Origin of the sequence: Rhizobium rhizoryzae, assembly GCF_011046895.1 — a bacterium.
Taxonomy (GTDB): domain Bacteria; phylum Pseudomonadota; class Alphaproteobacteria; order Rhizobiales; family Rhizobiaceae; genus Neorhizobium; species Neorhizobium rhizoryzae.
In genome coordinates this window covers 2985539-2999232 of the sequence record NZ_CP049250.1, presented here as the reverse complement: position 1 = coordinate 2999232, position 13694 = coordinate 2985539, and the positions used below count along the sequence as shown (strand labels likewise).

The window sequence follows — 13694 nt, the reverse complement described above, 5'->3', positions numbered from 1 at the left end:
TGATCAATACAGCTTCAGACGGGCGAGGATCATGGCTGGCAAAACAGTAACACGGGCAGATTTGGCAGAGTCGGTGTTTCGCAAGGTCGGCCTGTCCAGAACAGAATCCGCCGAGTTGGTGGAGACAGTGATCGACGAGATCTGCAACGCCATCGTACGGGGCGAGACGGTCAAGCTGTCTTCCTTCGCGACCTTCCAGGTTCGAGCCAAGAATGAGCGCATAGGTCGCAATCCGAAGACCGGGGAAGAGGTTCCAATTTCGCCCCGCCGGGTGATGACGTTCAAAGCATCGAACGTTTTGAAGCAGAGAATTCTGAAGTCTCACTTGTCACGCAAGGCGAAGCAGAAGCCTGCGAATCCAGCGTCTTGATCGCGCCAAAATCAAAACATTAAACTCTGTTGGTTCGCGACCACTGCACTTGATCCGATGATGCAGTGTCGCTGAAATGCATTATGACTGGATGCGTTGTCGTGATTCGGCACGACGGTTCCTCGGAGATATGTAAACGTGGATAAGAGCCCCGACGCGTTCCGCACGATCAGCGAAGTTGCGGATGATCTTGATCTTCCGCAGCACGTGTTGCGCTTCTGGGAAACCCGTTTTCCGCAAATCAAGCCCATGAAGAGGGGCGGCGGACGTCGCTACTACCGCCCGGAAGACATCGACCTCTTGAAGGGAATTCGCCATCTTCTCTACGATCATGGCTACACGATCAAGGGCGTCCAGAAGCTCCTGAAGTCCAACGGCAACAAGTTCGTAACAGCAATTGCCACGGGTGATATGGCAACCATGGAAGCCATCATGGCGGCCAACAGCGACCGGCATGAGGAGCCAAAGGGCCTCAGCCATGCAGATGAAGATCAATTGCTTGGCAAACCGAAAGCAAAACCCAGCGGTCGCTTCTTTGGCTTCGGTGGATCGAGTGATGACGAGGTCTCGATCGGCAAGAACTCAATTGGCAAGGAAGACCGTGCCTTACTGCAGGAAGCGCTTTTTGATCTGCTTGAATGCAAACGGCTACTTGATCAGGTTCGCTGATATCCAAGCGTGCATAAGAGGTTCCCAACCGGAATCGACAGTTTTCACAAGAGTGGCGAGTTACACTGTCGCTGGTCGCAACAAAGACAACTGAACGCGTCAACAAGGTCCGCCGTTTGATCGTCGCCGTTGGGTGTTATTTTTCGCCGTTAAGCGCGAACCTTGGCCATTAATGCCATATTGTGCTGGCGGGCGTCTGCTTCAGCCTTCTTTGCAGCCAGTGGCATGCAAATCGTGAACAACACCAAGCCAAATACGAAAATCCGTCCCTGAAGCGCCATATCGACCCCGTCCCAATGTCGTCTGGATCTTCATAGTAGATTAAAATTAATCGAAACTGAAACACTAAAATGCATGCAGTGTGATCAAACTTTGATTGTCAATGTTACACAACGATTTGATCAACGGTTTTATCCGTGTCTCAACAGCGGTTGGTGTAGCAATGTCTCTGCCGCCGGGAACGACGGTCGAGGATTCTGAGTAGCGTCAGACTTGCTTGTCGCCGGGGGACTTTCCATCTGAGCTTCTGGAGCGTTCTTCAACGCGTTCTGCGCCTTTACGAAGATCTGACCCCTTGAGGTTTTCCGTTCGCGTCTCTTCCGCTTTTGCGGATCGGTGCAATCCTGTTGCAGATTCGGTCGCAGTCGCTTTTGTCTTACCCTGGTCCGTCATGATGATCTCCTGTCTGTGGAAGCAAACCGGAGATGAAGCCGATTGTTCCCCCGGCATTGCGCAGGCAAACGTCTGTTCAGAAGTAAGAAGGCGAAGAGGATGAGAAAGCCAATGCTGGGGTAATGGCTTAAAAAGTTAAATGGTCGGGACGACTGGATTCGAACCAGCGACCCCTTGACCCCCAGTCAAGTGCGCTACCGGGCTGCGCTACGCCCCGACCCGCTTCCGAAGAAGCCTGATCTCCATACTGGCTTGCCGACTGCTTCGCAAGTCTAAACTGTCGAAATAACCAGTTCAGCGATAAAGTGGCGTCCGGCTGGCATTCATCAGAAGTTCCTGTTCGCTTGCGAAGGGACCAAGCAGCTTGAGCAGGCGATTTTCCTCCTGCGGATCAAGGCGATAGCGCTTGGCGAATTCGGCGACATTCCAGACTTTCCTCAGTCCGGATGTTTCGGTGAGATGCTGATCGACGTGCGTTGTCATGATTTCCCCCATCTGAATCTGACGCAACAACGATACTCGGCTCGACTTGTTCCAATGATCTATCCAAATGGTTGAAAAATAAAGTCCAAATTCAATGATGAGTGTAATAATACGCTAGCCGAGTTTTGGACCGCTCCGAGGAGACCTGCAGGGGGGGGAGCGATTCCAGCCACTAATCGTCGTTCGTTGAGTTCAGATTTTCCGGACGGGTTCCCTGATCAAGAGTTTGATCTCTCCATTGAATTCCCGGTCCAATGCCGGGATCGGCCTGTCCTCTCTCGAAGAAGACAATACCACGGCTTTCCAGAAACGCCCGAATCCGCTCTGACGCCTGAGGGTCCAGGTCACCACCGCCGCTTTCAGAGGCGATGATCTTGTGCGCTTCCACGCCGGTAAAGCCGGCAATGTCTTCCAGGGAAAGGTTTAGCGCTGCACGTGCAGCCCGCATTTGCTGAATGGTCATCATGCAAGATGAACTGGGGCAGGAGTGGGACTTTTCAAGCTATCCCGGCATTGGCAAGCGAACTTTGCCGTGTCCGTTTTTGCCAGTTGTTTTCGAGCGCGAAACAGCCCCAAATGATCCCGAAAAGCATATAGACATGTCGCCAGTGATCGAGATCGATGACATTTCCGATCAACGCGTGACCTGCGAGGACAATCCAGGCGACCATCAGGAAGGGCTGCCAAGGCCGCTCCCGCAGCAGCGAGCGGAAGCCGATGAAGAGTGTCGACCATAGCAGGATGAGATAGCACACGAAGCCCAGCCAACCGTAGGTCGTCAGGGTCTTGAGCCAAATGTTGTGCTCATCTTCGCCAAACATCTTGCCAAGTACCATGGGCCCCATGCCGAGGGGGCGTTCCATCGCCATCAGGAAGCCGATCTTGTGACGTTCGAAGCGACCCAGTCTTGCTCCGTCATACTCCTGAACGAGCTTGGCGCGGTTCATGAACAGGTCGGATACCTTCTTCGATTGCATCGCACCGGCAATCGCCATCATCAGAATAACGACTGCTGTCAGGCTCAGCGTGAAGATCTTCATCCGAAATGCCGCTGTGCGTTCCTTGAGAAGCATCACGACGATCAAGGCAATGGCAGCAAAAGCGAACAGACCCCAGGCTGCACGCGAAAAGGATAGAAAGATTCCAAGCGCCAGAATCAAAATGCCCGGAACGTAGAAAACAGCACGGCTTAAGCGGGTCGTGAGCAGCCGATACATCAGGTAGATTGCCGGTGCCACCAGATAGGGGCCGAAGACGTTGGGATCCTGAAAGGCACCCATGGCTCGGTCATAGCGTGTGAAAATTTCCGCACCGGGAAAGGCGTGGAAGTAGCCAAGGATGCCGAGGAGGGCGGTAATAACAGCGCCCGCCACCCAGGCCCTGAAGATCAGCAGAAGGCGATGGTGCCCGTCTTCGATGATGGCGGCATAAAATACCGAGGTAAGAGCCAGAAACGTTGAGACCGCCATGTAAAGCGGCGCCCCGGTCATGTCGTTCATGACGGTCAGCGAAAACATACCGCCGATATTGAACAAGAGCATCAGCACGAGCAGCGGAGCGACCGATCGCGAAATCTTGAGGCCGAGCAGAAACCAGATCGCAATCTGCACGGCCAGCATCACTTCGTAGGGAGCTGGCTCACGAATGACGAAGCCCGAGAGAAAAACACCAAAGGCAACCATGGCGGACCCGATGATGCGTAGGGCCGCCATTTGTGGGTTGAATGGCTTGGCAGAAACCGGGGCCTCGAACGCGACGCTCAATACGCATTCTCCGTGTTCAGCAGCCTGATGGGCGTCAGGAACAGGATCTTGAGGTCGAGCCAAAGCGACCAGTTCTCGATGTAGTCGAGATCAAAAGCGATGCGGGCCTTGATTTTTTCGTCGCTGTCGAGCTCCCCGCGCAGGCCATTGATCTGCGCCCAACCCGTTACGCCAGGCTTGACCCGGTGACGGGCGAAATAGCTTTCGACCACATCGACATATTTCCTGTCGCCGGTCTGGGCCTGGACCGCATGCGGTCGCGGCCCAACGAGGGAAAGTTCACCGCGCAGCACATTGAACAATTGCGGAAGTTCATCCAGCGACGACTTGCGAATAAAGCGCCCCACAGGTGTCACACGCGGATCGTGCTTCGTCACCGCCTTCTTCGCAGTCGGATCGCTCTGCTCGGTATACATGGAGCGGAACTTCAGGACGTTGATGACCTCATTGTTGAAACCATGGCGCTTCTGAATGAAGAGCGCGGGGCCCTTTGAGGTTGCTTTAACAGCAATGGCACAGCCGATCATGATCGGCCAGCACAGCAACAATGCGAGGCTTGAAAAGAAGATGTCGAAGGCGCGTTTTGAAACCGAGTCCCAGTCCCGAAGCGGTTTGTCGAAGATGTCGAGCATCGGCACGGCGCCGACGTGACTATAGGCGCGGGGACGGAAACGAAGCTGGTGTGCGTGTGCGGCGAGGCGAATATCGACCGGCAGAACCCAGAGCTTCTTCAGCAGTTGGAGGATTCTCTGTTCTGCGGATGCCGGTAGCGCGATGATCAACATGTCGATCCGCGCGAGGCGGGCAAAGGTAACCAACTCGCCGAATGTCCCAAGCTTTGGATAGCCGGCGACCAGATCCGGCGAGCGGGCGCTGCCACGATCATCAAAGATACCACAGATGCGGATGTCGTTTTCAGGCTGCGCTTCGAGCGCGCGCACAAGATCCTTCGCTGGCTGGCCGCCGCCAACGATCACAGCGCGACGCTCCATGATGCCGTTGCGTGCCCAATGCCGAATGGCAATCGCCATCAGATAGCGCACCGCAATCATGGCTGCAGTGCCAAACACCCACCACGCAAACGTATGCACATCAGGCGTGTAGGACAGCAGAAGCCAGTTCAAAAGCCCAACGGCACCCCAACCAAGGCTCCAGCAAATGACGACGCGGATGACCATGCGACGAGGCATTCGCAGTGAGGGAATTTGGTAGGTATCCGCAATTTGCAGGCTCAGTATCATCAGACCGGCTGCAAATACGGAAGTGAAGAACTGGATGATGAGCGATTCCAGATCCCGGTTGTCGCTGAGGTAATGGGCGAGAAGACTGATGAGGACAACGACCATGCCTTCCAGAAGTCGGAACTTGCCGATGAGCATGGATGGTGTGGTATTCGTGTCGCGAAACTGCTCGGCGATTTGCTGTGCAAAATCGTTCAACTGGGCTGGAGGCTCTTCCTGCCCGGTTTCAGATCGGCTTTGGATCTCGGAAACCTGTCGACGCAATGCCTCGACGTCGAATTCCTGCTTTCCTGCCGGCTCGCTCATTGCTCGGATCCCATTGATCGCAAACGCGCCCAGGCACCGCCTGTTTCATTCTGCGCATTGCCGAGCATTAGCAGCAAGATGCTAAGAAAGTTTTGAACCTTTGGTTAGAGTATCTTGATATAGCTCGAGCATGGAAGACGCCATCGCATCGGCTGAAAAGCGGGCGCGAAACTGTTCAGGCAGCGGCATTACCCGTTCTCGCCATCCGTTCTCGCTTCTTGATTCAACCATCAAGCGCGCCAGATCCTCTGCACTTCCGGGTATGGCAAGGGCGCGGCTCTGCTCGCCAAGAATTTCCGGAATGCCGCCGACCCTGCTGGCAAGCACAACTTTGCCGGCGGCGAGAGCCTCAAGAACGATATAGGGCATCGCTTCGGCACGGGATGGCACCACGACGATGTCCGCCATCGAAAATGCAGCCGCAGCCGGCATCGCATTGTCCATCGAGATGCGGTCCGACAGCCCTCTTCCACGGATGGTCCGGATATAGGTTTCCTTGTCGGGTCCGTCGCCGACCATTGCAGCGGACAGGCGTCGTCCGAGCATTTTCTCGGCCAGCTCGAACGCAGTGATGAAGACATCTGGACCTTTGAGATCCCGCATCATCCCGATGTACAGGAAATCTGCCCCGTTCGGCACAGTCGCAATCGGTTTAAACTCGGTGTCGTCGATCCCGTTATAGATTACTTTACCGGCGACACGGGGCCTGCCTACCTTCTGCTCGTAGACGCGCCGCTCGTAGTCACAGACGAAGACCAAGCCGTCGGTGAAGTACTCCTGCATGCGCTCCAACCACATGACCGCCTTGCCGGAAAGGCGCTTTTCATCATAGTGCAGACTGCCGCCGTGAGGCGAATAGAAGCGGGCTACGCGATACCTGTTGACCCGCAGGGCTGAGCCGATGAGACGGGCAAGGACGCCACCTTTGGCGCCATGTCCATGCAGAACATCCGGCTGCAAGCTCTTGATATGTTTGTAACTGTCATAAAGTGCGAGAAGATCTCCCGGCGACACTGACCGCTGGATGGGCAAGCGCATCAATCCCAGTGCCAGTTTTGGTTTGATCCGATCGAACAGGGCCTCCTCATGTGCTCCGCCTGTCGAACTGTCACAGAGGATGCCGATCTGATGACCAGCCTCCGAATGCGCGTCTACCAGATCGCGCACATGCCGAAAGATGCCGCCGACGGGCGACCTGAAGCAGTGAATGATGCGGAGCGGTCGTGACGCAGCCATATGATCAGAAGAGACGTTCTTTGACGTAGATAGTGTCTCCAGCCAGGATCGGCGCAGAGATGGTCGTCTTGCCAGTCAGGATCTGTCCGTTGATCTTGCGCGTGACGTCAATTTCGCGCTGGTTGCCGCGGGGCGTAAAGCCTCCGGCAATGGCAATGGCGTTCTGCGCCGTCATTCCAGGAACGTAAGAATATTGTCCGGGGCGACCAACTTCACCCATCACGAAAACCGGGCGATAGCGGTCGACTTCGATGGATACATCGGGATCGCGCAGATAGCCTTGCTTGAGTTTTGCCGCGATGGCTCCGGAAAGTCCGCTTAGTGTCTGGCCGCGTGCTGTTACCTGACCGACGAGCGGGAAGGAGATGTAACCGGCCTGGTCGACAGTGTAGGTGTTGGAGAGGCTAGGCTGCTCAAAAACGGTCACACGCAGGCGATCACCACTATCCAGGCGATAAGGCTGGATAGTGGCCTCGTGAAATGCCTTGGGCGCAGGTGCATAGGAGGTGCATCCGGCAAGCGTGGTTGCAGAAAGGGCTGCAAGCGCCAGAGCTACAACTGATTTAAAACGGGCGAACTCCATCCGCGCGAACTCCGCTGGAAGAAACTGATGGCCCGTTATGGAACTGTTAGGGTTAATGTCTGGTAAAAGTGTCCACGGCCAGCCCTGATTTGACGTAGATTCGTGCATTCGTATGAGCTTTCGAACGTTAACCGGACGCTTACCATAGTCCTTTACGCTCGCGCCCAAATGAAATCGTGGAGTGCGCAATGTCTGGCGTAAGCGGAAATCAGGACGCAGATATCGACATCGGCCAGTTGATGAGCGCGGTGTGGGAACGCCGCATGCGAATTCTGGCCACGACGATCCTGGCCGGTGGCATTGCTCTGGCAATTGCCGGCACCATGACGCCAGCCTACAAGGCTGAAACGCGCCTGCTGATCGAAACGCGAGAAAACTCCGTGGCAGGTCGCGAAACGCAAGGCGCCTCCGAACCGGTGCTCGATCAATACAATATCGTGAGCCAGGCGCAGATCCTGCAGTCAGCGGATCTCATCAAGGCGGTCGCAAGAGATCTGAAGCTGGCCGATCTCAAGGAGTTCGATCCGGAAGCGCATTCCTTCCTGTCCGGGCCACTCGTTGCGATAGGTATGAAGTCCAATCCGATGGACACGGCACCCGAGGAGAGGGTGCTGAAAGCATTCCGAGAGAAGTTGCAGGTCTACCCGGTCGAAGGCTCACGCATCATCGCAATCGAGTTTTCGTCGCAAGACCCCAAGCTGGCGGCTGCTGTGCCTAACCGGATGGCAGATCTTTATCTCTCCATGCAGAGCGGCGCGAAGATCGATACGCATACTGAGACCACTCGTTGGCTGGAGCCGGAAATCCAGGCTCTGCGAACAAAGGTTCAGGAGGCCGAAAAAAAGGTCGCGGATTATCGAACATCGGCTGGCCTGTTTCGCTCCTCGGATAACACCAGTTTCTCAGAGCGCCAGTTGAACGATATCTCCACTGAGATCGCAAGGGTGCGAACTGAGAAGGCAACCGCGGAAGCCAAGGCTCAGAACGTCAAGCGGGCGCTGGATGCTGGAACTGGCTACGATACGTTGAATGATGTCATCGCTTCGCCGATGATTCAGCGGCTGAAGGAAACCGAAGCAAACCTTCAGGCGCAGATTGCCGATCTTTCGATCTCCATGATGGACGGACATCCCCGCCTGCGTGGACTGAAGGCGCAATTGGCGGGAATTCGCCAACAGATCCAGGCTGAGACCCGAAAAATTCTTGCGGCAGCCGAAAGTGAAGCGCAGGTTGCAAACGCGCGTGAAGTTCAGTTGAATCAGCAACTGACCACGATTAAGGCGGATTCTGCCCGTGCAGGCGAAGAAGAGGTTGGCCTACGCGCCCTGGAGCGCGAAGCGGCGGCACAACGGCAGTTGCTTGAAAGCTATCTCTCCAGATACCGCGAAGCTGCATCGCGCGCAGATCGGGCGGCAACGCCAGCCGATGCTCGCGTGATTTCAACCGCTGTAGAGCCGTCCGAACCCTATTTCCCCAAGGTCGTGCCGATCACCATTGTCGTGGCGCTGGCCACACTCATATTGTATGCGCTTGGCATTGTCGTTGCGGCTCTCTTTAGCGGGCGCGGCCTTCGCCCTGCCGCAACCAGCAACGAAGACCTTGTTGTGGTTCGGTCGACAAAACCTGTCGATACTCATGCAAGGGTCGAATTGCCCGATACAGCAATAAATTCGGCACACGCTTCCTCTTTCGAACAGTCAGGCGAGCAGCCCCTTGTCGTCCGGAAAAAGACGACAACCGAGATTGAAGCGATCAACGAAAAGCCCGACGATACATCGGTGCGAACCTTCAGTGCTCTGGCCAAACTGCGCGCGCGCTCCGCCGTGGCGAAGGAGGACAGTGACGAGAAGGTAATCGTGACGCCCGCACCCCAGCCCTCAAAGTCTGTTTCTGACGCGGCAGATGCCGTTTCTATAGACGAGATGCGCACGGACCCCTTCCGGGAGCTCAAGGAGTCGCTGTCTTCAAAGTCTGGCGACGAGGTAGAGATTCAAGAAGCCGCGCGAGATGAGATGAGCGTTGCACCAACTGTTTCGAATTCGGTGGAGCCACCGAAGCAGGATCAGGAAGAACCTGTTGAGGTTTTGTCCCTGAGCGTTGAAAACGTTCGTGATCTGTTGACGCGCACAGGTCTCCCTATGGCAATCAGCGTATCGCCAACCGGCGACGATGGTTCCACGGCGACGGTGCTGCTGGCGCGCGAGATCGCAGAAATGGGTCGCAGTGTGGTGCTCATCGATATGTCAGGCTCCGCATGTCCGACCCGACTGATGGCACACAATGCCCAACTTCCCGGCATCACGGACCTTCTCTGTGGCACGACGCCGTTTGGTGAGACCATTCATCCCGATCGTCTGTCCGATGCTCACATCATCCCGCAGGGCGGCGCTGATCCCGCCCAGGCCATGCGCGGTGCTGACAGGCTGGGGATGATTTTCGATGCCCTGACCGGCGCCTATGACATTGTGATTATCGAATGCGGGCGGGCAGAGCCTCGCAGCCTCGCTCGGCTGACGAAGAACAACCCGATGCAGATCGTTCTGTCGCTGGCAGGCGCAGGAGACGAAATCATCGCAAGCCAACTCGAGGCATTCCGGAAGGCCGGTTACGGCGATGCACTTGCGATGACTGCGAGCGTGACCGACAACCCGGAAAATCGCGGGCGGCACGCGGCCTGATAATCCTGAGATCCAGAAATGATACGACTGGATCACATCGTACCGTTATAAAGCAGAGCCCGCTGGCGCGTGTAGTGTCAGCGGGTTTTCAGCCTTCTGGGGAGGCAATCTTTGAGGCTCTGATTCGCTGTAGCAGACGGTAGATGGTCTGACTGCGTTTCAGCCGCGATTTTAGGCGGATCTGCGCCTGCCTTGCGATGGCTGCCAGATGGCCTCGACCGGAAACCGGAACCATCAGATCATAGTGCACCGTTTCTACCGGGCACCAACTGCGTTTGTAGAGTTGATCACCCAGTCCAAAATCGAAAAGTTTCGCGCCCGTGCTGCAAGCATTTTCGATGACATGCCAGAACAGCAGTTCACCCGGGCTCGTTTCCGGCACGCGACTCTCATCAATCGAACCAAATTGGCAGATTATGTGATTGCCCTTACGCGTCAGGCCGCAGATTGCTGGGATTGCGCGGTCGCCACCCGCCGTTAGCTTGATTGCTGAAAGCCTTAAGGGATAGTTTTCTGCATCGGCGGGCTCATCAAGAAGCGCATGAAAAAAATGCTGTATGGAAGCGCTGGCAAAGACATCCGGCAATCCCTGGGACCGGAAGCGTTCGCGCTTTTGTTCAAAGAAAAGGTCGAGAAGTTCGTGTTGCTCACCTGCGTGCTCAGGCGTGCAGACCTCATACCCTCCAAGTTCGCTGATCCGCCGCGTCTGTTGGCGAAACTTCTTGCGCCTGCGCTTGGCGTTGATCTGCGCCAGGGTCTCGTCAAACGATCCGAGAAGCGGCAATTGGAAGGAATGGTTGACATGCTCTACGGCTGAAAGGCGGTGCAAGGGCAGTCTGGCACCCTGCCATTCCTTCGGGATCGCACGCATGTGCAAAACGTCAACGTGCTCAGACAAAGCGCTTTTGATCTGTGCGATACAGTGCACCAACGCCGATTCCGAGAAGTCGCAACCTGCGGCGAACAGGCCAGTGTTTATGTTGTTGAACGAACCGCCGGGAAAGCCAGCGGACCGAATGCCGTGGCTGGAGGTAACTGCAAGCGGTAAAACGAACAGGGGCTTTCCCATGTCAGAGCCCAACAGGAAGAGCGGCTTGTCGGCTTGCGTCGCATACCAGGCCTTGCACCACTCAATAGACTGGTGCGGACTGTTCCATGCGATCTGCTGCAGGTCCCGCCACGCATCCACAACCTGCTCGATTTCCTGATGAAGGCTTACGACCAGATCATGGTCTTTCGCTGCGTCCGCAGCGCAGTTGTCCTGATCTATCCGTGCCGTCACTGCGCTCATGGCAAATCCGTCCATCTGAAGGTGGCGGCCCAAGCTTTACCGGCAAACGCCGCATAAGCTGTTAGCACGAGAACGCCATCGATCAACTTTTAGACAGATGGTTAAGGCGCTCTAAAGCGATCCTCAAACATTTCTCGGCCCCGCCATCCAGCGGATAATCAGCATCGCGGGCAAGATCCAGATAACGCCTGTCAGCAGGAAATAGAGGAGGTGGACATACCAGGGCGCTGTGGAAAGGGTTAGCGTGGCGATGGTTGTCGCAACGATTGCATAGACCGATACAAGGACGATAATCAGGATCGTGCCAATGAACTTTTTGAGCCGCAGAGGCATTCGTCTGTCTCCTTGTTGAACCTCTCCCGTACCGCGACGGCATGCCGCAAAGGGCGAGGACTTGTTTTGCACCGAAGGGTAGGGCAAATCAACGCCCAATAACCATGTTGACGAATGTCAGGAGATCTCATGGCGACGTCGCAGACGACGGAAGTGATGCAGGCGCCAGTAGGGCGCGTCGAGACCAATCGAACCGCGCTGAGATGGTGGCTGAAAACGGTCATTGCAACGCTGTTCTGCCTCGTTCTGGTTGGCGGAGCAACCCGGCTGACGGATTCCGGTCTCTCGATCACTGAATGGAAACCCATTCACGGCGTCATTCCGCCCTTGAGCGTTGCAGACTGGGAGGAGGAGTTTCAGCTCTACAAGCAGATTCCCGAGTACCAGCAGATCAACAAGGGCATGGCGCTGGATGAGTTCAAGTCCATCTTCTGGTGGGAATGGGCTCACCGTTTGCTGGCCCGTGCGGTCGGACTGGTTTTCGGCCTGCCGCTCCTGTTTTTCTGGCTAAGCGGTCGTGTCGAAAAGCGCCTGCGTCTGCCGCTGGTTGGTCTTCTGGCCCTGGGCGGCTTTCAAGGTTTTGTCGGCTGGTGGATGGTGTCTTCCGGTCTATCAGTGCGAACCGATGTGTCGCAGTACCGGCTTGCTACCCATCTGACAATCGCCTGCATGATCTTCTCGGCCTGCGTATGGATCATGCGCGGCCTGACGCCGCAACAGGTAGACCGGCCACCAACTGCACATTCACATCTGGCTGCAGGCGGGTTGGCTTTTCTCGCTCTGTTCCAGATCTACCTGGGTGCACTGGTGGCAGGTCTCGACGCTGGCTTTACCTATAACACCTGGCCGTTGATGGATGGCGCGATCATCCCGCCTGACCTCTTCGTGCAGAACCCATGGTGGATCAACCTGTTTGAGAACCCGAAGACAGTGCAGTTCGTCCATCGCTGCGGCGCCTACGTGCTTCTCGCATTGACTCTGGTTCATATGATTCAGTCCATCCGACTGACACCCGGAACGACGCATGCGAAGGGTGCCATCGTTCTGTTCGGACTGGTCTGTCTTCAGGCCGCCATCGGCGTTACGACTTTGCTCCTGCATGTACCCATTGAGATGGGGCTTTTGCATCAGGCCGGCGGCCTCGTTGTGCTGGGCTATGCTATCACTCACTGGCGTGGCTTCTACGGCGAGTTCCCGAAGGATCAGGTTGTTTCAGCCTGATCCTTAACGTTCAGCCGAAGCGATAGGCGGAATAAGGCTTGCCGAGGAATTCGGTCGTGAATATCCGTTTTCCGGTATCGCTCCCGGCCGCACCCGCCGCGACAAAAAGCGGAACAAGATGATCGTGGTCCGGCACATGACAGGCGAGCGCATCAGGGTTCTTGTCCCAGTGCGACAAGCGAGCTGCCCTGTTTTCTGAATCTGTTTCCTCAATGACCTCGGCGAGCCAGGCGTCGAATCGCGAAGCTTGCGCGACATGTTCCGGATCCGCTTTCCGGAACATTGGCATGTTATGATAGGTCATTCCCGACGCGATGATCAGGACACCTTCATCACGTAGCGGCTCAAGCGCCTTGCCGATCTCCAGATGGCTTGGCGCATCCAGCGTATTCTTGAGTGAGATCATCGTGATCGGTACATCCGCCTTCGGATAGATCAGCATGAAGGGGATGAAGACGCCGTGATCAAACCCTCTGGCTTCATCTTCTGCTGATTCAATACCGGCATCTGAAAGCAGTTTACGAGCGCGCACGGCAAGTTCAGGAGATCCGGGGGCCGGATAGCTTAGTTGGTATGTATGGGCTGGAAAGTTGTAATAGTCGAACAGCATGCCGGGTTTGGAAGCGGTGCTCAGAGTTGGAACCGGCTCATTCTCCCAGTGACCCGATATAACCAGAACTGCCTTCGGGCGCCTGCCGACATCGTCCGCAAGATTGCGTAAGAAGGCACCGAGATCATCCCATGGTCCTTTTCCCTCATTGTTTTTAGGAAATTCCATGAATGGCCAGGGCCCACCGCCGTGCGGAATGAAATAAACTGGAAGTTTGTGCGACATCAGCGCCTCCGAA

The 13694-nt window shown here is 55.9% G+C and carries 13 protein-coding genes, 1 tRNA gene and 1 pseudogene; 4 read left to right on the top strand and 11 right to left on the bottom strand.

Annotated features, from left to right (window positions below):
* Positions 1-31 precede the first annotated feature (31 nt).
* Both G6N80_RS20375 and G6N80_RS20370 read left to right on the top strand, forming a co-directional pair.
* Positions 32-370 (top strand): integration host factor subunit alpha, encoded by a 339-nt coding sequence (locus G6N80_RS20375; protein WP_062552662.1) that lies wholly within the window; start codon positions 32-34, stop codon positions 368-370.
* Between the two features lie 138 nt (positions 371-508).
* Positions 509-1039: a MerR family transcriptional regulator gene (locus G6N80_RS20370; RefSeq protein WP_165136361.1), complete on the top strand. Its 531-nt coding sequence runs from the start codon at positions 509-511 to the stop codon at positions 1037-1039.
* Positions 1040-1525: 486 nt separating this feature from the next.
* Here the strand turns inward: G6N80_RS20370 and G6N80_RS20365 are convergent, their stop codons facing one another.
* The 8 genes and pseudogenes from G6N80_RS20365 to G6N80_RS20330 form a co-directional block, all read right to left on the bottom strand.
* A complete protein-coding gene (locus G6N80_RS20365; protein WP_165136358.1) occupies positions 1526-1711 on the bottom strand; it encodes a hypothetical protein in 186 nt (61 codons plus the stop codon).
* 140 nt (positions 1712-1851) lie between these two features.
* Positions 1852-1928, bottom strand: a tRNA-Pro gene (locus tag G6N80_RS20360).
* Positions 1929-2005: 77 nt separating this feature from the next.
* Positions 2006-2194, bottom strand: coding sequence for a hypothetical protein (locus G6N80_RS20355; protein ID WP_062553192.1), 189 nt, complete (start codon positions 2192-2194; stop codon positions 2006-2008).
* 172 nt (positions 2195-2366) lie between these two features.
* Positions 2367-2660, bottom strand: coding sequence for a helix-turn-helix domain-containing protein (locus G6N80_RS20350; protein WP_206531709.1), 294 nt, complete (start codon positions 2658-2660; stop codon positions 2367-2369).
* 31 nt (positions 2661-2691) lie between these two features.
* Positions 2692-3906, bottom strand: a complete 1215-nt coding sequence (locus G6N80_RS20345; protein WP_165137208.1) for an O-antigen ligase family protein — start codon at positions 3904-3906, stop codon at positions 2692-2694.
* 47 nt (positions 3907-3953) lie between these two features.
* The gene (locus G6N80_RS20340) at positions 3954-5504 is read right to left on the bottom strand and encodes an undecaprenyl-phosphate glucose phosphotransferase (protein WP_165136352.1); all 1551 of its coding nucleotides are present in this window, start codon (positions 5502-5504) and stop codon (positions 3954-3956) included.
* Between the two features lie 285 nt (positions 5505-5789).
* Positions 5790-6740, bottom strand: a pseudogene (locus G6N80_RS20335) (glycosyltransferase family 4 protein); the annotation flags it as partial.
* 4 nt (positions 6741-6744) lie between these two features.
* A complete protein-coding gene (locus tag G6N80_RS20330; RefSeq protein ID WP_062552657.1) occupies positions 6745-7323 on the bottom strand; it encodes a polysaccharide biosynthesis/export family protein in 579 nt (192 codons plus the stop codon).
* Positions 7324-7511: 188 nt separating this feature from the next.
* Between G6N80_RS20330 and G6N80_RS20325 the strand changes: the two genes are divergently transcribed.
* A complete protein-coding gene (locus tag G6N80_RS20325; protein ID WP_165136349.1) occupies positions 7512-10001 on the top strand; it encodes an exopolysaccharide transport family protein in 2490 nt (829 codons plus the stop codon).
* A gap of 88 nt (positions 10002-10089) precedes the next feature.
* Here the strand turns inward: G6N80_RS20325 and G6N80_RS20320 are convergent, their stop codons facing one another.
* Both G6N80_RS20320 and G6N80_RS20315 read right to left on the bottom strand, forming a co-directional pair.
* Entirely contained in the window at positions 10090-11292 is a 1203-nt protein-coding gene (locus G6N80_RS20320) for a GNAT family N-acetyltransferase (RefSeq protein WP_165136346.1), read from the bottom strand.
* 123 nt (positions 11293-11415) lie between these two features.
* Positions 11416-11625, bottom strand: coding sequence for a DUF2842 domain-containing protein (locus tag G6N80_RS20315; protein WP_062552654.1), 210 nt, complete (start codon positions 11623-11625; stop codon positions 11416-11418).
* Positions 11626-11754: 129 nt separating this feature from the next.
* On the opposite strand from G6N80_RS20315, the gene G6N80_RS20310 reads away from it, so the two are divergent.
* Positions 11755-12846, top strand: a complete 1092-nt coding sequence (locus tag G6N80_RS20310) for a COX15/CtaA family protein (RefSeq protein WP_062552653.1) — start codon at positions 11755-11757, stop codon at positions 12844-12846.
* Positions 12847-12856: 10 nt separating this feature from the next.
* Here G6N80_RS20310 and G6N80_RS20305 read toward each other — a convergent pair whose 3' ends face one another.
* Entirely contained in the window at positions 12857-13681 is an 825-nt protein-coding gene (locus tag G6N80_RS20305; protein WP_062552652.1) for a DODA-type extradiol aromatic ring-opening family dioxygenase, read from the bottom strand.
* Positions 13682-13694 lie beyond the last annotated feature (13 nt).